The sequence below is a fragment of the Amycolatopsis sp. NPDC051102 genome, from assembly GCF_040682815.1.
Classification (GTDB): domain Bacteria; phylum Actinomycetota; class Actinomycetes; order Mycobacteriales; family Pseudonocardiaceae; genus Amycolatopsis.
The window spans coordinates 37,153-59,132 of sequence record NZ_JBFBBT010000031.1; the positions used below are offsets into that span (position 1 = coordinate 37,153).

The 21,980-nt window shown below is 68.5% G+C and carries 29 protein-coding genes and 1 pseudogene; 11 read left to right on the top strand and 19 right to left on the bottom strand.

From position 1 onward, the window contains the following. Positions 1-27: 27 nt before the first annotated feature. Positions 28-1,254 carry a cytochrome P450 gene (locus AB0M93_RS44570; protein ID WP_364286181.1) on the bottom strand — a complete coding sequence of 409 codons (1,227 nt, stop codon included), beginning with the start codon at positions 1,252-1,254 and terminating at the stop codon, positions 28-30. 797 nt (positions 1,255-2,051) lie between these two features. Between AB0M93_RS44570 and AB0M93_RS44575 the strand changes: the two genes are divergently transcribed. After that, entirely contained in the window at positions 2,052-2,288 is a 237-nt protein-coding gene (locus AB0M93_RS44575) for a hypothetical protein (protein WP_364286183.1), read from the top strand. A 207-nt stretch (positions 2,289-2,495) separates the two neighbouring features. Here the strand turns inward: AB0M93_RS44575 and AB0M93_RS44580 are convergent, their stop codons facing one another. The 15 genes from AB0M93_RS44580 to AB0M93_RS44650 form a co-directional block, all read right to left on the bottom strand. Continuing rightward, positions 2,496-2,798, bottom strand: a complete 303-nt coding sequence (locus tag AB0M93_RS44580; protein WP_364286185.1) for a helix-turn-helix domain-containing protein — start codon at positions 2,796-2,798, stop codon at positions 2,496-2,498. Further along, positions 2,795-3,097, bottom strand: a complete 303-nt coding sequence (locus AB0M93_RS44585; RefSeq protein ID WP_364286187.1) for a hypothetical protein — start codon at positions 3,095-3,097, stop codon at positions 2,795-2,797. The genes AB0M93_RS44580 and AB0M93_RS44585 overlap by 4 nt, the downstream gene beginning before the upstream one ends. A 70-nt stretch (positions 3,098-3,167) precedes the next feature. After that, complete coding sequence (locus AB0M93_RS44590) at positions 3,168-4,370, bottom strand: methyltransferase domain-containing protein (RefSeq protein WP_364286189.1); 1,203 nt, start codon at positions 4,368-4,370, stop codon at positions 3,168-3,170. Further along, positions 4,367-5,041, bottom strand: coding sequence for a hypothetical protein (locus AB0M93_RS44595; RefSeq protein WP_364286191.1), 675 nt, complete (start codon positions 5,039-5,041; stop codon positions 4,367-4,369). Before AB0M93_RS44595 ends, AB0M93_RS44590 begins: the two co-directional genes overlap by 4 nt. Then, positions 5,038-5,508 carry a helix-turn-helix domain-containing protein gene (locus AB0M93_RS44600; RefSeq protein ID WP_364286193.1) on the bottom strand — a complete coding sequence of 157 codons (471 nt, stop codon included), beginning with the start codon at positions 5,506-5,508 and terminating at the stop codon, positions 5,038-5,040. The genes AB0M93_RS44595 and AB0M93_RS44600 overlap by 4 nt, the downstream gene beginning before the upstream one ends. Then, complete coding sequence (locus tag AB0M93_RS44605; RefSeq protein ID WP_364286195.1) at positions 5,505-6,152, bottom strand: LppA family lipoprotein; 648 nt, start codon at positions 6,150-6,152, stop codon at positions 5,505-5,507. The genes AB0M93_RS44600 and AB0M93_RS44605 overlap by 4 nt, the downstream gene beginning before the upstream one ends. 72 nt (positions 6,153-6,224) lie before the next feature. Further along, positions 6,225-7,478, bottom strand: coding sequence for a hypothetical protein (locus AB0M93_RS44610; RefSeq protein ID WP_364286197.1), 1,254 nt, complete (start codon positions 7,476-7,478; stop codon positions 6,225-6,227). Next, the gene (locus AB0M93_RS44615) at positions 7,475-8,032 is read right to left on the bottom strand and encodes a helix-turn-helix transcriptional regulator (RefSeq protein WP_364286199.1); all 558 of its coding nucleotides are present in this window, start codon (positions 8,030-8,032) and stop codon (positions 7,475-7,477) included. The genes AB0M93_RS44610 and AB0M93_RS44615 overlap by 4 nt, the downstream gene beginning before the upstream one ends. A gap of 129 nt (positions 8,033-8,161) precedes the next feature. Then, positions 8,162-8,545 carry a hypothetical protein gene (locus AB0M93_RS44620; RefSeq protein WP_364286201.1) on the bottom strand — a complete coding sequence of 128 codons (384 nt, stop codon included), beginning with the start codon at positions 8,543-8,545 and terminating at the stop codon, positions 8,162-8,164. 230 nt (positions 8,546-8,775) lie between these two features. After that, complete coding sequence (locus AB0M93_RS44625; protein WP_364286203.1) at positions 8,776-9,828, bottom strand: hypothetical protein; 1,053 nt, start codon at positions 9,826-9,828, stop codon at positions 8,776-8,778. Positions 9,829-10,022: 194 nt separating this feature from the next. Next, positions 10,023-10,919, bottom strand: a complete 897-nt coding sequence (locus AB0M93_RS44630; protein WP_364286205.1) for an SAM-dependent methyltransferase — start codon at positions 10,917-10,919, stop codon at positions 10,023-10,025. Beyond that, complete coding sequence (locus AB0M93_RS44635; RefSeq protein WP_364286207.1) at positions 10,916-11,257, bottom strand: hypothetical protein; 342 nt, start codon at positions 11,255-11,257, stop codon at positions 10,916-10,918. The genes AB0M93_RS44630 and AB0M93_RS44635 overlap by 4 nt, the downstream gene beginning before the upstream one ends. 8 nt (positions 11,258-11,265) lie before the next feature. Continuing rightward, positions 11,266-11,430, bottom strand: a complete 165-nt coding sequence (locus tag AB0M93_RS44640) for a hypothetical protein (protein ID WP_364286209.1) — start codon at positions 11,428-11,430, stop codon at positions 11,266-11,268. A gap of 28 nt (positions 11,431-11,458) precedes the next feature. Beyond that, positions 11,459-11,971 carry a hypothetical protein gene (locus AB0M93_RS44645; protein ID WP_364286211.1) on the bottom strand — a complete coding sequence of 171 codons (513 nt, stop codon included), beginning with the start codon at positions 11,969-11,971 and terminating at the stop codon, positions 11,459-11,461. A 199-nt stretch (positions 11,972-12,170) separates the two neighbouring features. After that, the gene (locus AB0M93_RS44650; protein ID WP_364286213.1) at positions 12,171-12,572 is read right to left on the bottom strand and encodes a hypothetical protein; all 402 of its coding nucleotides are present in this window, start codon (positions 12,570-12,572) and stop codon (positions 12,171-12,173) included. A 124-nt stretch (positions 12,573-12,696) separates the two neighbouring features. On the opposite strand from AB0M93_RS44650, the gene AB0M93_RS44655 reads away from it, so the two are divergent. From AB0M93_RS44655 to AB0M93_RS44670, 4 genes are all read left to right on the top strand, one after another. After that, complete coding sequence (locus AB0M93_RS44655; RefSeq protein ID WP_364286215.1) at positions 12,697-13,581, top strand: helix-turn-helix transcriptional regulator; 885 nt, start codon at positions 12,697-12,699, stop codon at positions 13,579-13,581. After that, the gene (locus AB0M93_RS44660) at positions 13,578-13,757 is read left to right on the top strand and encodes a DUF397 domain-containing protein (RefSeq protein WP_364286217.1); all 180 of its coding nucleotides are present in this window, start codon (positions 13,578-13,580) and stop codon (positions 13,755-13,757) included. Before AB0M93_RS44655 ends, AB0M93_RS44660 begins: the two co-directional genes overlap by 4 nt. A gap of 763 nt (positions 13,758-14,520) precedes the next feature. After that, positions 14,521-14,790: a hypothetical protein gene (locus tag AB0M93_RS44665; RefSeq protein ID WP_364286219.1), complete on the top strand. Its 270-nt coding sequence runs from the start codon at positions 14,521-14,523 to the stop codon at positions 14,788-14,790. A gap of 44 nt (positions 14,791-14,834) precedes the next feature. After that, positions 14,835-15,722 (top strand): hypothetical protein, encoded by an 888-nt coding sequence (locus tag AB0M93_RS44670; protein ID WP_364286220.1) that lies wholly within the window; start codon positions 14,835-14,837, stop codon positions 15,720-15,722. Positions 15,723-15,885: 163 nt separating this feature from the next. Here AB0M93_RS44670 and AB0M93_RS44675 read toward each other — a convergent pair. Continuing rightward, a pseudogene (locus AB0M93_RS44675) lies at positions 15,886-16,050 on the bottom strand (DUF397 domain-containing protein); the annotation flags it as partial. A 773-nt stretch (positions 16,051-16,823) separates the two neighbouring features. Here AB0M93_RS44675 and AB0M93_RS44680 point away from each other — a divergent pair. Genes AB0M93_RS44680 through shbA form a run of 3 tightly spaced genes read left to right on the top strand, consistent with a single transcriptional unit; the run spans position 16,824 to position 18,242 of the window. Beyond that, on the top strand, positions 16,824-17,345 hold the full coding sequence (locus AB0M93_RS44680; RefSeq protein WP_364286222.1) for a hypothetical protein: 522 nt from the start codon (positions 16,824-16,826) through the stop codon (positions 17,343-17,345). Continuing rightward, entirely contained in the window at positions 17,345-17,590 is a 246-nt protein-coding gene (locus AB0M93_RS44685) for a hypothetical protein (RefSeq protein ID WP_364286224.1), read from the top strand. The genes AB0M93_RS44680 and AB0M93_RS44685 overlap by 1 nt, the downstream gene beginning before the upstream one ends. Positions 17,591-17,648: 58 nt before the next feature. Beyond that, positions 17,649-18,242: an RNA polymerase sigma factor ShbA gene (gene shbA / locus AB0M93_RS44690; protein WP_364286297.1), complete on the top strand. Its 594-nt coding sequence runs from the start codon at positions 17,649-17,651 to the stop codon at positions 18,240-18,242. Between the two features lie 69 nt (positions 18,243-18,311). Here shbA and AB0M93_RS44695 read toward each other — a convergent pair whose 3' ends face one another. Then, positions 18,312-18,473 (bottom strand): hypothetical protein, encoded by a 162-nt coding sequence (locus AB0M93_RS44695; protein WP_364286226.1) that lies wholly within the window; start codon positions 18,471-18,473, stop codon positions 18,312-18,314. A gap of 823 nt (positions 18,474-19,296) precedes the next feature. Here AB0M93_RS44695 and AB0M93_RS44700 point away from each other — a divergent pair. Continuing rightward, positions 19,297-19,446: a hypothetical protein gene (locus AB0M93_RS44700; RefSeq protein ID WP_364286228.1), complete on the top strand. Its 150-nt coding sequence runs from the start codon at positions 19,297-19,299 to the stop codon at positions 19,444-19,446. A 102-nt stretch (positions 19,447-19,548) separates the two neighbouring features. Further along, positions 19,549-20,565 carry a hypothetical protein gene (locus AB0M93_RS44705; protein WP_364286230.1) on the top strand — a complete coding sequence of 339 codons (1,017 nt, stop codon included), beginning with the start codon at positions 19,549-19,551 and terminating at the stop codon, positions 20,563-20,565. A 109-nt stretch (positions 20,566-20,674) separates the two neighbouring features. On the opposite strand, the gene AB0M93_RS44710 is transcribed toward AB0M93_RS44705, so the two are convergent. After that, a complete protein-coding gene (locus AB0M93_RS44710) occupies positions 20,675-21,283 on the bottom strand; it encodes a hypothetical protein (protein ID WP_364286232.1) in 609 nt (202 codons plus the stop codon). Positions 21,284-21,570: 287 nt separating this feature from the next. Between AB0M93_RS44710 and AB0M93_RS44715 the strand changes: the two genes are divergently transcribed. Then, a complete protein-coding gene (locus AB0M93_RS44715) occupies positions 21,571-21,978 on the top strand; it encodes a hypothetical protein (protein WP_364286234.1) in 408 nt (135 codons plus the stop codon). Positions 21,979-21,980: the final 2 nt, after the last annotated feature.

Genomic DNA, 21,980 nt, shown 5'->3' on the forward strand with positions numbered 1-21,980 from the left:
CGATCCCGCCTGCATCACGTCCGTCGGTCAGTGGCCGACGTTGAGCAGTGCCGGCAGTCGCTCCCAGCCGTTCATGATCGGGCTTCGCCGACGGCGGAGTTCGGCTTGGTCGAGCAGCACGGCGCGGGGGAAGGCGCGCGCGAGCGTCTCGATCACGACTTCGGCTTCCATCCGGCCGAGAGTTGCTCCGAGGCATCGGTGCAGTCCGAACCCGAAGCCGAGGTGACGGAGGTCGTGGCGTTCGCGGTGCAGGTCGAGCTGGGCGGCGTGCTTGCCGAACTGGCGTGGGTCTCGGTTGGCGCTGTGCAGGGAAATGAGAACGATCTCGCCGGGGAGCAGGGTGATCCCGCCATAGTCGACGTGCTCGGCGACGACGCGGTGCGTGGCCATCCGGACGGGGCAGTCGTAGCGCAGGACTTCGTCGACGACGTTCGGGATGAGCTCGGGGTGTTCGCGCACCAGCCGCCAGCGGTACCGGCGATCCTGCAGCAGAGCTCGCAGGGTGTTACCGATGAGGTTGGCGGTGGTGTCGTGGCCGGCGTTGAGGAGCAGGAAGAGCGTGCCGAGCAGTTCGTCGTCGGCAAGCTTGTCCGGTTGGTCTTCGCCGACGTGGATCAAGGCAGAGACCAGGTCGTCGCCGGGGTTTCGGCGCTTGTCGTCGATGAGGTCGGTAAAGAACTCGACGAGCTGGTCGGAGGCGTCCGGGGCCGTGGCGGGGTCGTTGAGGTTGATGGCGTCCACGAGGGGGCGCAGCGGCTCGCGCGCGTCGGCAGGTACGCCCAGGAGTTCGCAGATCACGGCGAGCGGCAGGGGGACGGCGACCTGGCTGATCAGGTCGACCTCCTCGTGGACGGGTAGTTTGGCCACCAGGTCAGCGGTCATGTCCCGGAAGACCGGTTCGAGAGCTTTGACCCGCTTTGGGGTGAAGGCGTTCATCAGCAGCTTGCGCAGCCGGGTGTGGCGGGGCGGGTCGCTGAACAGGACGTGCGGGCCGAACATGCCTGAGGGATTTCGGTCGCCGTAGCCCGCTTCCTCAAGTTGGTGCTGGATTGCCGCGATCAGGGCGGCGCTGTCTTTGCTGAGTTTCGGGTCGTCGAGCGCTGCGCGTGCCTCGTCGTAGCGCGTGATCACCCAGACTGGCAGGCCGTCGGGGAGGGTGACGGGAAGGACGGCGGCGCGCTCGCGCTCTCGGTCGCCGACCGTCAGCGGATCGGTCCAGTAGTCGGCGCCGAAGAAGCCGGCGGTTTGGGTCATCTGGTTCTCCTGTGGTGCACGGTCGCCTCGCACGGCGGCGACGGATCTACGCGGCCAGGAGGTCTCTTCACGCAGCGCACCGCGAACTCGTGCCGCGGTGACCCCTGGGCTGCGCGGCTTGTTCCCCCTGCCCCGGCGCGCGGTGATGCCGGGCGCCGAATCCAGCATCGGCGATGGCCGTGCCTCATTTCATCGTCACTACTACGGAAATAGAGGCAGATCGACTACGTAGGATTTTTAAAGGCACTACGTAGGAAAATCCGGAAGCACTACGATGATGATTAAACAGCCGGTCCCGACCTGGGTTTCCAACCTTCGCGATTAATCGCGAAGACACTTTGCATTTCGATCGTCCGACCGGGCGTGACAGGTGTGTGCAAATTGCATATCTCATTGTGCACGAATGGTGCTGACCAGGTCAGCGACACGTATCGACTGCTTCGACACGTAGCGTGCACGTACGTACTGCCGCCGCAGGACTACTCCGCGCTAACCTCCGCAGGATTAGCGAACTACCGGACAAAAAGATGACACCGGATGTGCCGTATCGCGTTGACAGCGGCCGCTTTGCGCCTATTGTTGCTACGTCGAGGCGATCACGCGTTCGACTGCAGGGGCAGGCAAAAAGCAGAACTTTTCACGAAGGTGATGCGGTTTACCGACCTAGGGGTTCCGGTTAATCGCACCACCCGGGGACAGGTCGCTGGAGGACCGCGTCCGGCGCGAGGCAGCCGGTCGGGTGCGGTCGGCCGGACGTCGCCGCAGGGCCAGGATCGGGACGATCAAGGGGTAGATCGATGTCAGTGCATCTCGTCGGCCGTCAAGGTCACACCACGAGATCAAGGGGCGGTTTCCGGCTGACGCCGTTCGGCGGCGTCTCGATCGAGCCTGTGTGTCCTCCGCAGCCGCAGGCCGGCGAGCAGGTGATCAGCCAGGCGGAGTTCGATCAGCTGATGCTGCTGATGCCGGACCTCGACCCGGATGTGGTGAAGAAGATCATGGGCGTGGCGGTCTGCAGCGAGAGCACGAGCTGAGCCGAGGTGCGGCGGGCCGCCCTGCTCCGTGGCCGGGTGATCCAGTGTGGATCACCCGGCCACGGCGCGGGTTCGTCGGAGGCGACGTCGACCCAGATCAGCCGGGTCCCCATTTCCGGTTGTCGTGGCCACGTCGCGGCTGGGGCTGGCCCCCGGCTGGCGTGCCCGTCCACCCGGGGGCAGGAGTGGATGGACACCACCCGGGAGTCATTGCGGGTTGCCGCGTCGGCGCAGCGTCACGCCGGCGGCAATCAGCATGTTGCGGGTCCGGTTGTAGGAATGGCCGTACCGTGTGGCGAGCTGGCGGATCGTGGCTCCGTCGCGGTAGCTCTGGGCCATTCCTGGAGGGCACGGCGGAACCGGCGCCTTCGGCGGCCGCAGCGCCACGCCGCTGGAGACCAGGGCTTCCCTTACGCGTCGGTAGCTGTGGGGGGTCGACTCGATGATCGCCTCGATCGTCTCTCCGGCCTCGTACCGGCGGCACACATCGACCACCTCATCAGGTGTCATGGCGCATCCGTGTCCGGCCCTGCGTGCGGGCCGTGTACCCGCCTGATAGCCGCGACGCGTTCCGGGCCGCCGGTGACGGACATGTTGCTCAAAGCCACCTCGGGAGCGATCTGGACAGGTTCCTCGAGGCTGAGCTCCGGCGCCCGGTGAAGCAGGGCCTGCACGGTTTCGCCGACGAGGGCGGGTTTGACCGTGGCGAGGGGCGAGAGGTCGGCCAGCTGAGCGATGGTGGGTTGGCCGGTGAATCTGCCCAGGGTGCGGCTGACGTCGGCGGTGATCAGCGCGACGGGGTCGGGCACGTGCGTTGCTCCTATCCGGTGGATGGTGGCCGCGGGGTGATGCAGGCGGGATCGGATGTTCGGCAGCTGCTCAGCTCGGTGAACCGGCATGCAGGAGCAGGCTGTGGCTGGGCCGGCTGATGCACTGGCCCGGCGTCAGCGCCGTCGCCCCGCCGGGGTAAGCGGTGATCGTGGGGTGGGCCTCGGGATGGAGCACCCATTCCTGGATGCGGTCCACGAACACCGCGGAGAGCCGGGCGGCGAAGGGGCCGACGCCGGCGGCACCGAGCGTGTACCGGCGGGCGCCGTCGTCGGCGGCGGGGATTTCTTGGCGGGTCAGGTAGGCGATCGTCTCGTTGGCGATGATCGCCGGCGTGGCGTTCGGGAACGCGAGGTGCGGTATCACCGTGGTGGTCTGCGTCGTGGAGAGCCCGAACACCGCGCGTTCGGTGGCGGCGAGGTGCAGCCACAGCCGACCGAGCGGGTCGTCGTGGCGGACGACGACGTCGGACCAGGCGAGGTCGGAGTGGGTGAACCGCTCGGGCTCGCTGAGCTTGTGTCCGGTCATGAACTCGGCCAAGTCGTGATCCCAGGTGAGGACGAGCTGGCCGCGGGGGCCGATCGGGCTGGTGCGGGGGAGGTCGTGGTTTGCGCCCAGCATCCGCGCGAGCCGGCTCGGCTGGCTGTCTCGGGCGCGCAGGACGCCGTCGGTCAGGTGGAAGGCGATGCTGCGTTCGAGTCCGCGGAATCGGAGCGGGACGACCAGCCGGCCGTCGGGGGCGAGCTGGCGCACCCAGGTTTCGGGTAGGTCGTAGGAGCTGGCGGTGACGATGATCCGGTCGAAGGGGCCGTGCCCGGGGGCGCCGGCGTTGCCGTCTCCGGTGATGACCTCGACCTCGCCGTAGCCGTGGGTCTGGAGGGCGGCGCGGGCGCCGATGGTGATGTTGTGCGACCGGTCGATGGTCATGACGCGGTCGGGGCCCGCGATTTCGGCGAGCAGGGCGGCGGTGTAGCCGGTGCCGGTACCGATGTGCAAGACGTTGTCGCCGGCGCGGACGTCGAGCTGGTCGAGCATCGACGCGGCCACGAGGGGGTCGATGCTGCGGCCGGAGTCCGCGCCGGCGACGCTGCCCGGCGCGCGGTAGAGATCGGCCAGCGGCCGGTCTGGCTGAAAGGCCTCGATACGCACGAGCTCCAGTGCCCTCCTCACGTTGGGGTTCGTTGCGTGGCCGGTGGCGACGACCCGGCGAACCATCGCGGCACGCAGGTCGGCGGATTCGTCGAGCTGGTTCATCGAGGCCCCTGGGATTCCGTGGTCCGTGCGGCGCCGGCCGCGGGCGAGGTGTCGGTGTCCGAGCGTGCTGATGGGGGACCGGCGAGGAGCGCTTCGGCGTCGATGAGCATCTGCTCGACGTCGTCGGGGGTCGTGTGCAGACCGGCGGCGATCTCGGCGAGGTCCTGGCCGCCGCGGTGGGCCGTCAAGGCGGCCATCAGCCGTGCGGTGAAGTTGAAGGTGGTCCCGCTGATGACGGCAAGTTCGGTGAGGGCCAGGAAGGCGGCTGCCTTTGTGTCCTCGTCGTCGGCGAGGCCGAACGCGTCGACGTGGCTGGTGAGGAGATCGATGAAGCGCAGCAGCTCCAGCGTCTGCTGTCGGTGCGGTGGCCAGCTTCCTCGCTCCGCCCGGCTGAGCGAGGCCGCCTGCAACGTGTCGACGGGGATGTCGATCGGCTTGATTTCGCGGAGCTTGAGGCAGAAGCGGAGGATCGCGGTGCTGGCTTTGGTCAGTCCGAGCCCGAACTGCTTCGAGTCGAGCGGCACCCCGGTTTTGAGCAGGCCGATGGTGATGTCCATGAGGTACTCCGTGAGGCTCGTCGAGAGCGCCAGGAGGTTGACCGCCGCCAGGTCGGGACCGGTGAAGCGGGCGACCTGCGGGGAGACGTCGCCGGGAGTGTCGGGGTCGGTCATCGGTGGCCGTCGCGGTCGCGCGGAGACGGTGATGCAGGCTGGATCCGTGGCGCTGAGGGGGGTGTGGTGTCGGGAGTCCGAGTGGATCGACGAGGTGGTTCGGCTCGGTCGCGCGTGCCGGGATCCTCGCGGTGCGTCGGCTGCGCGGCCGCGGGAACTGCGCGGCTACCGCCGTGGCCCCGGAAGTTGGTGCCGGCGTGGGCGAGCCCGGTGTGCATGGTTGCGTAGCCGACGCCAACCTCGCGGGCGAGCGCGCGGATCGAGGTGCTGCCGGCTTCGTAGGTCTTGCGGTGGACGCGGTAGTTGCGTCCACCGCGGACACCGACCTGCCTGTCATCCAGGATCTTCTCGATCGCGGCGACGGTGAGGCCGAAGCGCTCGGCGACTTGGTGCTCGTTGTCGCCGCCGGTGTAGGCCTCGACGATCTGGGTGTCGCGCTGTTCGTGCTGGGCTCGGGTCTGGGTCACCGCGGGCTCCTCGAGGTGGGCGTGTCTTCCGGGGCTGGCGTGCCGCGTTCGCGGGCCGTGCGGGTGAGGTGGCAGCCGGTGGTCGCGCTCACGGTGGCGTTGACGTCCGCGCCGACCTGGACGGAGCCGCCGGTGTTGTCGACGAGGGTGAGCAGGTAGTTGCCGGGGACGTCGGATCCGACCGGGCCGACGCCGAACCCGAAGCGGTAGCCGACCTCGACGATCTTGCCGCGGACAGAGGGCCAGTCGTGCCAGTCCAGGTGAGACGCGGGGGTGTACCAGGCCGGCAGGGTGGCCTTGGTCGCGTCGTAGACGTCGGTGGCGGGGAACTCGCTGCAGCCGCTGCTGTGGATCGGCATGGAGGTTGTTCTGCGCTGCCATGGTCCCCAGTGCTGCATGGTGGTGAGGACGTCCCGGACGTCGGCGAGGAGCCGCTCGTCGGTGGCCACGACGGCGTCGATGTCGGGGCGGGTCTGCAGGATGGCGTACTCCCGGGCCCGGGGGCTGGGCCCGGGAGCCGGGCTGGAGACGACGGGGGCGACCGGTGCGGCGGACAGCACCAGCGTGGTGGCGGCGGCCGGCGCCGCCACTGCGACGGCGGCGAGGCCGAGTGGGCGCCAGCGAAGTGAAGCAGGTCGGGACATGAGCGATTTCTCTCGGCAGCAGGGGTTTCAAGTGCGAGTGATGCAGGCGGGATCGGTTGTGGACGGACGGCCTCACAGCCGGCGGCGTAGGTCGCGGGCGGCGTGCAAGTCGCGCACGGCCCCGCGACCTGCCAGTTCGAGCTGATCGATGAGGTTGTCGGTGAGGCTTCGGGCGCGCGCCGAGTCGCCGCGGGCGTACGTCGCGCGGGCCGCTGCGAGGTCGTGTCCGGCTCGGTAGCGGATCGCCACGCTCTCCTTGATGAGCGGGTGGGCGCGGCTCAGCTCGTGTATCGCTTCGGCGGCACGGCCGCCCGTGGTGAGCGCCTCGGCCAGGTAGGTGACGGCCCGGACGCGCGCCAGCGGAGTACGAGGCATCGCGGCGGTCGCATCGCGCAGGCAGGTGATGGCCTTGCCGATCTGCCCGTTGGCGAGGCGGGTCTGCCCGACTCGGCGTAGCAGGGCGGCTTTGCCGTAGTCGTCGACCAGGCGCCGGTGGTAGCTGAGCGCGGTGGTGAAGTCGAGCAGGGCGTGATCGGTGTCGCCGGCGGCGAGGTGAACGCGACCGCGGATCGACACCACGGCCTCGCGGATCCGCCGGTCGGTGTGCTCGTCGAGGCGGCCGACGGCGTCGTCGACCGCTGCGCGGGCGTCGGCGTGGTGGGCGAGGTCGGCGAGGACTGCGGCCTCGCGCGCCTGGAACACGGGGGTGAGCGCGGGATCCGAGCGTTCGGCGGCGGCGCGGCCGGCCTGCTGGGCGTGCAGGAGGTCGTGATGGTGGTAGGTCGGGCGGCCGAGGTGCCAGATCGCCTCGGCCAGCCCGATGACGACGTCGTCGTGTTTCCAGCTGGTCAAGGTCGTGACGACGTTGCGGAGCACGTCGTGTTCCCAGGCGAACCAGCCGAGCGGATCCCAGCCGCCCGCGCAGCGCGCGACGGCGGCGTATGTGACGCGCGGGCCGAACCGGTGAACGTCGAACGCGAGCGGCACGGCGACCTCGGCGGTCGCGGCGTACCAGTGCAACAGGCGGATCTGCTGCTGGGTGCGGATCGAGGGTGGTGTGCGACCGCGCAGGTGTGCGGCGTGTCGGCTGACGCCCTCGGCGAGGGTGTAGCGGCGATCGCGCTCGACGGGAGCATGACGGCCTTCGGGACGTCGCAGGACCTGGCCGCCGGCGCGCAGCTGTTCGAGCGCGGCGATGACGACGGGCTCGGGCAGTTCGAGCGCGGCCGCGAGCGGGGCGGCGGTCGTGTCGGGTCCCGGGTGGTCGACCAGCACCTCGAACACGCGCTGGACGGTGGCAGCCGGGTAACCGTGTTGGTCGCTCATCGGAGCCGCCCTTCACCCGAGTCCGCGACGCCGTCCGGCGAGGCGGGGACCGACGTGGGCAGGTCCAGGCTCCGCAACCTGTCGGTGATGTCCTCGACGGTCAGCCCGCATTGCCGCGCCGCTGCTACCACCGCCTCCGGGGGCAGCAACATGACGGAATTGCGGTGGTTGACGCTGGTCGGCGCCTGGCTGCGAGCCCAGCCGCACAACGGCTGCAGCAGGGGATCGTCGGTGTTGGCCAGCTGGTGCAGATCGATCAGCACGTGCCCGGACTTCTCTGTGTACAAGCGCCGCTCGACGCGCTGCAGCAGGTCGGCGACGGAGGTGTTCATCGCATTGCACACATGGATGAGGCGGACCACGCCGATCTCGCGTCTTCCCTGTTCCCAGCTCGCGATGGTCTTCTCGGTCCCGAAGTGAAATCCGTGCTCGCGCAGACGTCGGCACAGCTGCGTCCGGGTGGTCAGGCCGGCGCGGATGCGGGCCAGACGTAGTTCGGCGCCGAACGCCTTCTGAAGGCGCGCTTCCTCGTCGCTCCGGTCACGCGCGCTCATCAAGCACCAGACCGCGTGCCGATGGGCGACGGCAGTTCGAGCATGGCGTCTCGAGCCGTCACCGAGCCTTCACCGATCGGGCGCCGTCGGGCCGCAGCGCCGTAGAGCAGGACGGTCATGGGCTTCTTCCTATGCACAAACGGTTTCGAGGTGCTGATGCGAATCGACGGTCACGAGATCGGCGGGTTCGGTCGCCGGCGAGCGAGGCGCGAGGACCAGCAGGAGGTCGTTGTCGGCGCGCGTCTTGGCGACGAGGAGCTCGTGGCCGTGGGGAACGGCGTGGTCGATCAGCCACGCGAGGGCGGCTTGACCGGCCGCGGCGAGGCGGGCCAGGACCGCGTCGGATTGGCCGGAGGGCTTCACCGCGGCCTCGACCAGTTCGGGGTCGTCGGCCAGGGCCGGGCTGTGTCCGTGCCGGTGGGCGAGGCACACGAGCTCGCCGGCGAGCTGGTGCGCGTTGCTCACGCGGGCGAACACGCCCGGTTCGCGTTGTAGCATCGCGACGGCGACCACGAATCGTCTCCTTCGTCCTGGTGGTCGGCGGCCCGGCTTCCCGCTTGCGTCGGGGAGCCGGGCCGCCTGCCCGGGGGCTGCACCAGCGGAACCGCTTCTTGATTCCGCTGGGCGCCTGCGCCGGACCGGCCGGGAGACTCGCTCTCTCCCGGCGGACCTGGTGATGCAGGCGGTATCGCCCGGTCCCGGTCGCTACCTGCGGACGGGACCGGTGTCTTTCAGCGGGGTGCTCACCCGGCCAACGCGTAGGCGGTCTGCGCGTCGGGTGCGGGCTGGCCGTACTGGGCGGCCGAGCTGCTGATGGCATCCGGTGCGGCGGTCTCGACGCGGGTGTCCGGCGCGAGGGTGTGCATCGTCTTCACGATCCAGCCGAGGTAGGGCCAGATCTCGGTGTAGACGTTGACGGTTCCGCAGCGTTCCTCCGGACCGCGCGACGCCGTCGCCACCAGGACCCAGACCCGTCCGAGTCGCTGGACGCCTCCGCCGCTGGAATCACCGGCGCAGGTGCCGCCGCCGTCGGGCGCGATGCCGAGGCACACCTCGGCGGTGCCGATGCCGGCGCCCGCGCACTGCTGCTTGCTTGTGACGCGGACGTCGGTCTGCTTCAGCAGCGGACCGAGCGGGAGACGGCCGTTCGGGCCTATCCAGCTCGCGGGGTCGGGGTTGGTCATGCCCCACCCGAGTTCGCGCACGGGCAGCCACGGCAGGACCGGAGCGACGAGTGCTCCCTGGACGTGGATGGGGTGGGCCAGTTCGGCGACCATGACGTCCCAGATGTAGCCCTGGCTGTCGGGTTCGCCCCAGTTCCAGTCCTTCGGGGGGATGAAGCGCTTGATCCCGACGGACTGTCCCTCGAACCGGTTCACGTTGCCGTAGACGAAGCGGTAGCTGGCCGGGTCGACGGGGGTCGACTTGAGACCGTCGCCGGCGCGGCTGGCAGGGTCGGCGGGCGCGTCGGCCAGCCCCGCGTTCTCGGCCCATGCGCGGAACTTGGCGGCGTTGACCTTGCCTTGACGGGACATGGCCTGCACCTGCTCCTGGGGCGGCGGGACCGTGCCGCAGTGGGAGTTGAGGACGATGAACTTGGTGTCGCCGTGGCCGTCGTTGCCGAAGGCGTGCGCGGAGCAGAAGCCCCAGTCCTTGTACCCGTTGTGGTCGAACTGCAGGGACCCGATTCCGGCGTAGGTCTGCGGCGCGTAGGTGCCGCCGACGATCGCCGAGGCGGGTGCGGCCGCACCGGCGACGAGCCCGGCCATCATCAACGCCGCGGTGATCAGGCGCACGGCTGTTCTTCGGAGTTGCAAGTGGCATTCTCCTTGGGGTGTAGGGGTTTCTGCCGCAGCGGTCGCTGTGGCAGGTCGCGGGATGCCCAGCCCGGGCAGACGGGGGGATCCTGTGGGCTGGGCATCCCGCGCGGCCCCGGCGTGCCGCGGTCCGGGGCCGCTTCCCGCCGCGGCCGGCGGCGGGAAGGAGGGGGTCAGTCGCCGGGGATGGCGGCGACGACGCCTGCGACGAGCTGCTCGGGCAGCGAACTGGGCTTCAGGGGTGGTCCGGCCCACCACTGGCGGGCGGGCACCACGCTGGGCGGTGTACCGGCGCTGGGCGCAAGGATCGTGGCGCCCGACACCATCGCTTCGATTTCGTCGCGGGTGGCGAGGCTGCCGGCCCCGAGTGGGCCGCCTACCAGCGTGTTCTGGATCTCGACGGCGACGGCCGTGAGTTCGGGCTCTTCGGGGTCGAGCAGGTGGGTGAGCACGAAGAACGATCCGTGGGGGAGGTGGTTGAGGTGCTGGCGGGTGACGGCGGCGATGTCGGCGCGGGAGAAGGGGTGGTAGGGCAGGACGCCGCCGAGCACGAGGCAGATCGGCTCTCGATCGTCGACCGGCGTGTGCCCCTGATCCAGCTGTGTGAGCTCGTCCCACGTCGTGTCGGGATCGAGGGGGTCGGCCTTGACGACGTGCACGCGGCGGCCGCCGCGCATGTCGTCGAAGGTCCTGAACGTGGCCAAGGGGACCGGCTCGTAGTCGACGTACCAGACGCCGGCGTCGCTGTTGACCTCCCGGATGACGTCGTGGATCTGGTCTCGCCCCTCTGGTGCCGGCCCGGCGACGGCGATCACCCACTGCTCGATGGGGAACTGCGTGCCGATCCAGCGGACGGCGCGGTGCAGGAACTCGACCTCGGACCGGAAGAGGTCGGCGATCTCGGGCACCCGTTCACGCAGCTTGTGGCACACCATCCGGTCGACGCCGTAGTTGTGGCCGCCGCCGAGGAAGGCGTTGTAGATCCGGGCGATCGTCGGGCGGGTGAAGTCGATGCCGACCGGTGTGCGGCTGGTGTTCGCGGCGGGGTCGGCCGGTTGTGCCGCGTTCACGAGGCCATCTTGATCGACGCGGCGGATGGCCCCTGATAGGTGCAGGGTGTGGTGGCGGGGTGGTTGCCGGGGCAGCCACCGCGGCAGGCGGGTAGGGCCTGCAGCCGGGCGAGGATCCGGGCCAGGTCGGGCTTTACGCGGTGGGTCGTCTCGCCGTTCTCGTCGCCGTCGACGGGAACGAGGAGAGTTTCGACGCCGTCCGGACCGGCCGCGATCACCTTGAGGTGAGTGACGGTGCGTTCGGTGGAGTCGCTGTCGTGGTGGGTGGTTTCCGGCGCGGTGGCGTCTGCGGTGCCCGGACTGCGCTGATCGGAGTTCTGGTGGCTGGTGGGTTTCACGAGAGGCCTCAGTGGACGGTGGTGTTGATGTAGAGGTGGGTGAGGTAGATCGCTGCTGCGAAGCCGAGGGTGATGATCGCGGCGCAGCCGACGCTCAGGCCGATGAGCTTGAGGAGGTAGCTGCTGGTGCTCGGTGTGGTCGCCGCGGAGGTCGCGTGTCGGCCGATGGTCATCTCGGGGTTCCTTGGGTCACGTGCGGGTTCAGGCGGCGCGGTGGCTTTGGGCCGGGGTGATGCAGGCGGGATCGGCCGGGTGAACGGCCTTGACGGGCGCCCGCAGCCTTGGCGGCAGGTGACCGAGCGGGACGCTGCCGGGCAGTAGCCGGGGGGCGACGAGGATGGCGGCCGCCGGACGGTTCACGAGGGGAGAGGGCTCGGGCGGCCATCGGACTTCGCTGGCGACCGGTTCGAGCTGCAGCACGCCCATGCGGTTGTCCTCGACGACTGCGGGGTCTGGAGGTGTCCAGCAGTCCGTGCAGTGCTCGCGCAGGTCCGTGGCAAGGTCGGCGACGACCGGGCGGCAAGCGGCGCCGCAGCGGGCGAAGACGACGTAGGTGTTGAGCAGGCCGAGCGCTGCTGCGTTCGGGCCGGCGAGGTGCATCGGGGTGGCGCCGTAGGGGACACAGTGCAGCAGCTCGCTACGGAAGAGGCCGCCGACGTAGATCTTGCCGGTGGGACGCACTTCGGGCGGGCGCCAGCCGTAGGCGGGGGTCATGGCTGGACCTGCGTGCGCGAGCGTTTGGTCGTTGTGGTCCGGGTTTCCCGGGGATTTGGGGTCACCGACGCCAGACGGCGGCACGCTGACGACCTGGAACCCGGCAGCCGCAGGCGCGGGAGCCGCACAACCCACGGCCGCCGGGAGATCGGGGGCACCGTACTTGGCGGACAGACCGACGTTGGCGAGCCACGATGAGTTACTCGGCATGGTCGTCGTCCGGGTCGATTCGGTCGGCATCGATCATGAGCTCTCGCCCGACGTCGTGCAGGAGCATCCCCAGCTCACGCTCCTTCGACGCGAGCTGGTCAACAGGTAGCCGCGAGTGCGTGATGCCGATGATTAGACGATGCAGGTCAGCGGCGAGTCGACGAGCTCGCTCGATCGCTGCAGCGGTTCGATAGTCCACGATGCCCGGCCTTTCTCGCGTCATCGCGTCTGCAGGAGCGTCACGACGCAGACTTGCGACGACGGAGAGCCCGAGCTTGCGCCCAGTTGGTGCACAAGAGGAGAGATGGTGCACGCGCGCACCACTGCAAATTGCGGGGCGGGGCGCATCTACCAGCGAATTAGCTGATAGCGTCACGTTCGGTGCGACCATACGAGTCACCTTCTGGTGCTTAGTTAAGAAGTGGTGCGCACCACTGTGCACCACATGCACCACCCGTGCAATACAACGAACGGGTGCTACCGTGCGGCCATGGGCCTACGGCTAGGTTTGGTGCATGGCGCGCACCAACTCTGAAGGCGCTGCAGCGGCAACTGGGCGGCAGCGCACGCTTACCGGTCTCCTGCGGGCGGTCTATGAGGACAAGAAGCCGCGGCCTTCGCAACGACAGCTCGGAGAACAACTCGGCGTCGCCCACACCACCGTCGGCCGATGGCTGGACGGCTCGGTCACCCCGGATGCAGAACGCGTGTCCGGCTTTCTCGCTTGTCTTGGTGTCGTCGGCGAGATGCGAGAGAAGATCATGCGCCTCGCCCGCGGCGAGGGAAGCGCCGAAGTCTGGGTGACGCCAGGCCCGCCGGGCGTCGCCGACCAACTGACCGCAGCCGTCGAACTGGAAAGCCAGGCGACGAGCATGGTCGAATGGTCGCCACTGTTCGTGCCGGGCATGCTGCAGGTTCCCGAGTACGCTCGCGCGATCATCGGTAAGAACCCGAAGACCCCGCGAGCCGAGGTCGAGCAACTGGTCACGCTCCGACTCGGCCGCCAGCACGCGATCGCCCGCGAAGATCCGCTACCTCTGGTCGCGATTCTCGGTGTACCAGCGATCCGAGGCGCAATCGGCGGCGACAGGACCATGCTTTCCCAGCTCAAGCACCTAGTGACGGTCTCGCGCCGTAAGGCGATCACACTCCGGCTCGCGGAGGTCGACGGGGACTGGCACGGCGGTTTGCTGGGCTCGTTCATCGTGTACGACTTCACTCGGCCGATGCCGTCCATCGTTTCGCTCGAGCATCACCGCACGGCGTCCTTCGTCGATGGCGCTGCTGATGTCGACGACTACAAACAGCTCGCATCCGAGCTGCTTGCGTTGGCGTACGACGCAGACGAGAGCCGAAGCCTGATCCAGGCGGAGATTGAGAAACGGGAGAACGCATCGTGAATGACCGCTGCGACACTGGCTGGTTCACCTCGTCCTACAGCGGTGAGCAGGGCCAATGCGTCGAGGTGCGGATCGACCGGGACGTGCGCGTACGCGACACGCAAAATCGCCTCGGCGGCGAGCTGAACGCGCAACCGGCGACGTGGAGAGCCCTCCTCGATCAGCTCCGCAGGTAGTCCAGCCGATCGGACCACGCCGAGGGCTCGGGAGCCGGCGCTCTTGGGCCCTCGCTGACGTCTCGGCCCCGCCTGACCTCCAGTCGCGGTGATGCAGCGGGTATCACTCGGCCTTCGTGAAGTCGAGGTGGTGCCGGATGTGCGCCTTGTCTTCGACCGCCTGATCACTCATGCCGCAAGCGTAGAAGGCGAAGACGTCGAAGGCTTCGGCGAGCAGCAAGCTCGCCGAAGCCTTCGTTGATGGGCACCGCGCGACCGGTGCGTCATCGGGGTCCTGTGCTCCGGACTGGTCATCTGCTTGCCCAGGACCGGGGGCGTCCAGCGTGCCGGACGACTCCCACGAACTCACTGTAGGGCCGCATCGGAAAGACGGCCATGGGGTGGAGGGGCTTGGACTCCCTGAGGCCCCGTGTACGCGGTTTTTCAGCGTCCAAACACTGTCTGACCAGCAAAGATATTGTGCGACTCTCCGAGTTAACTCGGAGAGTCGCGTCCAAAGTAAGGGGAGTTTGGACACGTCGTTGGTCAGCGTGGACGGTGCGGTGGGCGCAGATCTCGGCCCGAACACGTGTTTCTCGCGCAGGTCGTTGGTAGGTGGTGCCACACTTTCGGTGTCCCCCGGCGCGGTGCCGTCGGGTGGAGCACCTGGACCCCGCGGGCCGCGAACCTGCCCAGGTGTGAGACCCCAAGTCTCCGGACTGGTCGTCTCGCTGCGGCCCGGTGGCACCGGCCGGGCCGCCCTGTCCTGCCCAGGAGGAACACCGTGTCGAAGAAGAAGGTGCCGCCGTGCGCGCTCGTCGCCGGCGAAGCACCCGACTCGCCCGGGTCGAGCGCGATCATCTTGATTGCGATGATTTTTGGGTTCGAGGCCTACCTGCTCTCCACCGGTGCCGATGTCGTCACCACAGTCGTGCTCGTCACGGCCGGGGTGACCGTCGCCAGCTTGACCACCGTCAAGCCGACCAGCGTCGCCGCGTCGCTCAAGTCGCTCGCCGACCTGGTGCGCATGCTGTCCGGGACGGTCACGCCGTGAGTCCCGCCGTCGTGAGCGGTTCTGCAGGTCCTATCAACGGTGCTGTGCTCCGGACCGAGCGTTGGCGTCCGGTTAGGCCCAACCCCACCAGGGAGATCATCGACGAGCGCAACGACTTCAGGTTGGTTACCGGCGCCGCTGGGACCGGCAAGTCACGATCTCTCCTGTTGAGTGAGGCGGGCCTAAGCGCCTTGTTGCCGAACCGACTGCTGAAGTACACCTCGTCGGAGAGGGTGGTGCTCGAAGTCGACGAGCTCAACGTCGAGACGGTGGCCGACTTCCGGGCGCTGCTGAAGCTGGTGCTGGACCGTGCCGGGCTGACCTGCGGGCAGATTGCGATGAAGACCTCGATCAATCGCTCGTCGCTCTACAACTTGGTCGACGTCCGCAGGAGCGGGCTGCCCACCAAGCCTGGTCAGGTCCTGAGTTTCCTGTATGCGGCCGGCCTGCAGTTGCAGCAGGTTGCCACGATCATGCGGTCGTGGGAGCTGCTCAACGCCGCCAGGCCGAAGCCGACCGGCAAGCCGGCCGGGGCGACGACTGCGCCGACGCCGGCCTCGACGCCGATCACCCGGCTCAGTCCGCGAGAGATCGTTCGCGAGGCGACGGCGCTGCGTGGGCCACGGATCCGGGACGTCGCGGTCGGTGACATCGGCCGCGAGCTCATGCGGATGCGGACGTTGCTGCCCACCCTGTCCGTTGTCGCGGTGCTTGTCGGCTGGCACCACCTGGCGCTGTACCTGCTCGGTAGCCACGCGGACGTCGGGGTCTGGACGATGCTGCACATGTCGGCGAACTGGTTCTTGCTGACGATGGTCGGCTTGATCCTCTCGCCGCAGGTACTTCGCTGGCGGCTCCGCCGGACGGTGTGCTCGCGCCCGACGGCCGAGGGGAAGATCGGCCTCGTACGCCTGCTGGCTCGGCGGCAGTAGCCGGCTCCATGGGCGCCCTCCTCGATTAGCTTTGCAGGTAGTCCAGCCGATCGGACCACGCCGAGGGCTCGGGAGCCGGCGCTCTTGGGCCCTCGCTGGCGTCTCGGCCCCCACCCGACCTCCAGTCGCGGTGATGCAGCGGGTATCGCTCAGGAGCTGAGGTTCACGTCTTAGCGAGGTCTTTGGGCAGGCCGAACCCGCCGGCGCGGACGCCCTTGACGAACGCGTCCCACTCGCCCGGCGTGAAGACGAGGATCACGCCGTCCGGCTTCGCCGACTGCCGCATCGCGGTGTAGGTGACGCCGTCGGTGTGCTCGATGAACGCGTACGGGGGGGGGACTTGGCGCCGGGCCGACGCGGCGCATGCCGCTGCACGGAAGACGTTGCTCTGGGCTGGCCTGCTACACGACTCGCGGTGATGCACGCTGTCGTCGTACCGACGGGGCCGCGGAACCGGAATCGCTCGCTTGGCCGCCTCGATGTGCCGGCGCGGCCGCGCACCAAGGGTGCGCGCATCTTCCGGAGTCGGGTTCGAGCGTAGAACCGTCCGAACCCGGCCACGGAAGTTGGTCGAGAGGTCCGTGGCACCGGCTCTCTCGGGAGACTTAGACCCTCGCCTGGACGATTGGACGGAGGTTCTGAGCCTGACACCAACGTAGTCGATTCGGCGGTCCCCCGATGTTGCGGGAAGAGCTAAGTAGCGAAAAACGACCGGCCTAGCTGGAGTTCTACCCGATGTGCCCGGTTCGTCGATCAGCCGATGGCTGAAAAACGCCGGTTCCCGCGGTCCGGGGTGACTCCCCCTCCCTACCAGCGTTTTTCGGAAAAAACTACCCTGCGTTGATGTTGATCACTGATTGCGATTTGATCGTCGTCAACTGGTCGGATGACGATCACGTTCCCGGGTGGCACCCCGGGGGCAAGGCTCGTTGGTCGTCATCTGATCTTCCCTCGCCTGGACGGCGCCGAAGGACGGAGAGATGGATGAGTACACCGAGTGAGAGACCTGATGCCCCATCGCCGAGGCCCGGCCGGCCGAAGTCCGGACTTCCCTCCGATGCGCCGCCCGAGGTGCTTTGCCTCAAGCAGTACCTGCGCGACATGGCCGGGGATACGAAGCTGGAGACGATCGCGGCTCGGAGCGGGTTCTCGGTCAGCACGGTGTGTGCCGTGATCGGCGGATCGACGCTGCCGCCGCTTCAGCAGGTGCTCAGCGTCGCTGGTGGGATCGGCGGGTCGCAGCGGCACGCTCACGGACTGTGGTACGCCGCAGCGCTGCAGGCATTCCGGGCGAGCCAGCCGAAGAACCCGGGCCCGCTTGCCGCGTTCGGCATCGAGCTGCGCCGGGCGATGCTCAAGGAGGACCTCGGTCCCGCCGACGTCCGGCGTCGCATGGTGGAGGCCGCAGCCAGGTTCGACGTGCGGTCGATGTCGGTCGGCACGCTGCGGAGGCTGTTGTCGGGCGCGGGTGCTATGCCGAAGATCGTCCAGATGGACTTGCTGCTCGAGGTTCTGCCGCTGCAGCCGGACGAGCTGCAGCGGCTCAAGGCCCGGCATCGAGTGCTCTCCGAGGCGCTGGAGATCGCCAGGGAACTGGGGGACGAGCTGGACGGGGCTGCCTGATGGCCGGCGGCCACGTGGTGGGGTTGATCGAGAAGATCATCACCAGCACGCCGAACTGTGTCCGCGTCGTCGTGTCGATCGCGCTGCTCGTCGGCGTCGCCGTCGCCGCGCTGTGGTGGCTGAACGCTGAGGTGCGGATCGGGTCGTTCGATCTCACCCGCCGCGACGAAACCAGCGCCAAGGTTGTTCAGCAGTGCAAGCCGAACAACAACTCTCCGGACGAGCTGAGGGCTTGTGGCGGTTGATGGGGCACAGGCGGAAGCCGTCGACCAGGCCGACTCCGGTCCGGTCGACGGCTTCACCATGCTGCCTAACCCGCGGTCGGACGGCGGCCTGGTCAAGGAGCGACTTGACCCGGTCGTGGCGGCGGCCCGTGACGGCGACCCGGATGCGGTCCAGGCGCTGCTGCGGCTGATCAAGCCGATGGTGGTGCGCTACTGTCGGGCCCGGATCGGGGGCCGTGACCTGTCCTACCTCTCGGCCGACGACGTCGCGCAGGAGGTGTGCCTGGCGGTGCTGAAGGTGCTGCCGAACTACCAGGACCGCGGCGGCTCCTTCATCTACCTGGTGCGCGCGATCGCGGCGAACAAGGTCGCGGACGCGTTCCGCGCGGTGGCGCGCGACCGGTCGAAGCCGGTGCAGGAGCTGCCGGACCGGCCCTTGGAGGGAAGCAACCCGGAGACCCACATGCTCGACCTGGACCTTGGCGCCCGCTTGGGCGGGTTGCTGGCGTTGCTGCCGCCGCTGCACCGAGAGATCCTGTCGCTGCGGATCGTCTCCGGCCTCTCGGCGCAAGAAACCGCCGAGGCACTGGGCATATCCGTGAGCCACGTCCGCATCACGCAGTTTCGCGCGCTGGCCAAGTTGCGCGGCTTGGTCCCGGACGGAGGACTTTGAACCCGTGCGGGCGCCGCGGCAGTGATCCGTTCTCCAACCGTCTACAGTCGAACGCCCCGCAGTCGACGGTCACCGCTTGAGGTCGAGCCGCCGCACGCACAGGGCGGCCCGGGTGAGAGGCTGCCACGCGAGGATTTCGCCGGCGACCTGGCGCTGGTTGGTCGTGCCGCCGACGCGGACGCCGATGTACCCGGCGCCCTGGTACTCGGGCTCCTCGTCGGCGACGGCCAAGTTCGTGGGGGCCTCGACCGCGACGATGAGCTGGCCGCCGAGGATGCTTACCGATTCAGGGCAGGCGAGATGTCCGGCACGCCTCGACGGGTGATGCAGGCGTTATCACCCCGTGTGGCGAGCCGGTGACCGCGCGGGCGGCTGCGAGGCGAGCGGGACCGGCGCTGCGGGGTGAGGCATTCTCCGCCTGGCGTCGGTGCATATCAGCAGGCTTCTATTTGGCATCCGCGGCCGCTTTCTTTAGTCGTCGCCCCAGATTTACGGCGCAGTCTTCATACCAAAATCGGGAGTACGTCAGTTACAGTTAAAGGGGCCCGCGCGGCGATCTTCAGTGACGGCCGCGCGGGGGAGTGCACCCTGGTCAGAGCCCTGATGCGGAGACGGGCGCAACTTGAGCGGATTGACGACAAAAACTTGACAAAACCACGTCAGCTAGACGTCAAGTTGTAGGTGACTTAAGGCTGCGCTGTCAGAATTCCTGCTAGCCCGGCTACGGCCGGGCTCCCCGAGAGACTTCCTGTCCAGGGAGCACTCGCGGAAGAGGGGTCGCCGTTGCACCGGCGGCCCCTCCTTAGCGTGTCCCCATAACTACGGAGAGTAGTTTATCCGCCTTCTTATGGCCTTCTCGTGACCAGTGAGCAACAATCGAGTTCTCCGCGCCCCGAGGTGCAACTCATAACGCGGAGGCTGAGCTTCACCGCGCTCCCTGGACAGCTTAGGAAGGCTCGCCATGTTTCCGTTCCGACGCCGCAACCCTCCGTGCAGTACTCCCGAACTGGACTCGGAGTTTCCTGTAAGGCGAGCCCGGGAAAAGATCGTTCTGGTGATCGTCATACAGGCCTTTACTGGCTTCTTGATCACCCGCGGCTACGCTGTGGAGGCCGCTCTGGCTGCCAGCGGTGCCACGGTGGCATTGGCTCACGAGAGCGCGCGGTTGACTGGCCGTATTCGGCTTGCCGGCGGGATTGCCTGACATCGGGAGCCGTGCACGGGGAGTGTGGCCTGGTCATCGCCTGTTACCGTTGCAGGTCCAGGCCTCATTTCGTGCACGGCCCCGAGTGCTCCGAGGTTCGTGATGGCTCAAGAGGTTGCCGAAGCAAAGATCAACGCTCTCTCAACGGAGCTGAAGCTGCTTCGCAAAGGCTTGGGCGTCCAAGCGAAGAACCTGCCAGGAGCCGTTGGCGAGACGTTGCGTGAGGTGTGCGGTGTCGCTGCAGACGACCCACCCGGAACGGTCCGCGGGAAAGTCGTCACGACGCTTCTGGCTCTGATCGAGAAGCTGCCCAGGCCACAGCAGGAAGCAGCACGGATCGTCCTCGGCTTCGGCATCGGCGCAAACGAGCGCTACACCGCGCGCCTCGCACTGCTGGGCACCGGAGCCGACCGCAACATCCGCACGATGCAACGCCGCGCCGACGACATCGTCTACCTGATCGCCGAGGTCGCGTACGGGACGCCAACGACGTTCAACCCAACGCTGTCGAGCAACGACGGCCCGTGGCACACCTCGGCGCTGGCGGTCCGGCTGACCCTCACCGATGTCGCCGCCGATATCTTCGAAACCCGGCGCATCGTCAGCCACGTCTCCGGACTCGCGGAGATCGAGCACAGCATTTCCCTCGCCCGACCGGCCAACGCGGCCGCGGCGTCGGAACTCTCCGGGCTCGGCATCGACGTCGTCGCCGGCGGCGAGGTGCATTCCGTGCGGATGGTGTCCTCGACCCGGGTGGCGTTCCGCCTGCGGCCGCCGCACCCGCTGGACGCGGGCGACCAGCACGAATTCTTCTTCCGCATCCGGCTGGACGAGCTGCCGGCGCCGTTCTACTGCTGCACGCCGGAATTTCCCTGCGAGAGCTTCGACCTCAACGTCCGGTTCGACCGCAACGATCCACCGCAGCGGATCTGGCGCATCGACGGTGACCTCTCCAAGGACGCGGCCGATCCGGTGCCGGCGCGCAAACCCCTCTTCCTCGACAACGCGGGCGAGGTACGCACCGGATTTCGTCGCCTCCAGCCTGCGCGGTCCTATGGTGTGGGGTGGCAGTCTGGCTCCGAAGTTGGAGTAAACGCAGGTCAAGTCCACACTCACTAGGCTCACGAGCTAGCAGCGGCAGCGCGGACGGGTACGACAAAAACACGACAGAAACGCGCCACCGCAGCACGCGGCCGCTGCAGCCACGCCGATCGACCGCAGTCGACGGTCACCACTTGAGGTCGAGCCGCCGCACGCACAGCTCGGCCCGGGTGAGGGGCTGCCACGCGAGGATTTCGCCGGCGACCTGGCGCTGGTTGGTCGTGCCGCCGACGCGGACGCCGATGTACCCGGCGCCCTGGTACTCGGGCTCGTCGTCGGCGACGGCCAAGTTCGTGGGGGCCTCGACCGCGACGATGAGCTGGCCGCCGAGGATGCTCGCCGATTCCGGGCAGGCGAGATGTCCGGCGGCCTTGGCGTCGTCGTGGTTGAGCGCGTCGACGAACGTCGCGATGAGGTTCTTCGCGGCGGCCAGCTGTTCGGGGCTGCCCATGTGGATGGTGGTCTTCGCCGCGACGCTGCTCGTTGGGGCGGCGGGACGCGCGCTCGTGCTGCCTGGCGCGGCGACGGCCGGGGCGGGGTCGTCGTGGTGCAGGAAGAAGCCGGGGACGGCGAATCCGGTGATGGCGAGGATGGCGGCGAGCAGGCCGGTGACGGCGATGGCGACCCGTCGGCCGACCGGTTTCGGCGGAGGCGGGACCGGGGCTGCGCCGGGGTAGGCGAGCGGCCGGTACGGCTGCTGGTCGGGCCAGGCGGGCGGATAGTTCGACTGGGTCATCGCATGGGCTCCCATCAGTCAAAAGCTGACTTTGGTTGACAAAAGACGGACTTAGCTTACTCTCGTGGTAGCGAGTGCAACCAGACTCAGCATTCGCGTTTCCGCAGTGGGCGTGACCTGGGGGAAGGCCGCTCACGCGGCCGACACCGGGGGAGTCCGCCGTGCGCTTTGTGCTGCCTGTTTTCTGCCTGCCCGCCGCGGTGATCGTGGCCGGATGTGCCGTCACCGCGCCCTCGCCCGCGCCGTCGTCAACCGCGCCGATCCCGCCTGCATCACCGGTACCGAGCGTGGGCACGAGCGTCCCGCCGGCCAGTCCCTCTGAGCATCCGGCGGTCTCCGCCGCGCGGGAGTGGGCGACCCGGTGGTGCGCCTGGTCCTGGAACGACCCGTTCGGCGCCCGCGAAGCGCGGGCCCGGGAGCTGATGACCTCCGAAGCCGGCCGGGCCCTGGTGCCCACGGCGGCCGACACGTGGCAGCGCGACGTCGTCGGCGCCCACGAGTCCGCGACCTGCTCGACGTTCTCGGTGTGGCTGACCGACGGCCCCCGCGGCGACGATCACGTCTATGTCGCGATCACCGCCAAAAGGGTCGTGATCAGCGATGACGGGCTGGTGTCGAGCCCGTTCCGCGATGACCGGCGCATGAGCCTGGTCGGTGGCCGGTGGCTGGTCGACGCCGCCGTGGCGGGCGGGTGAGC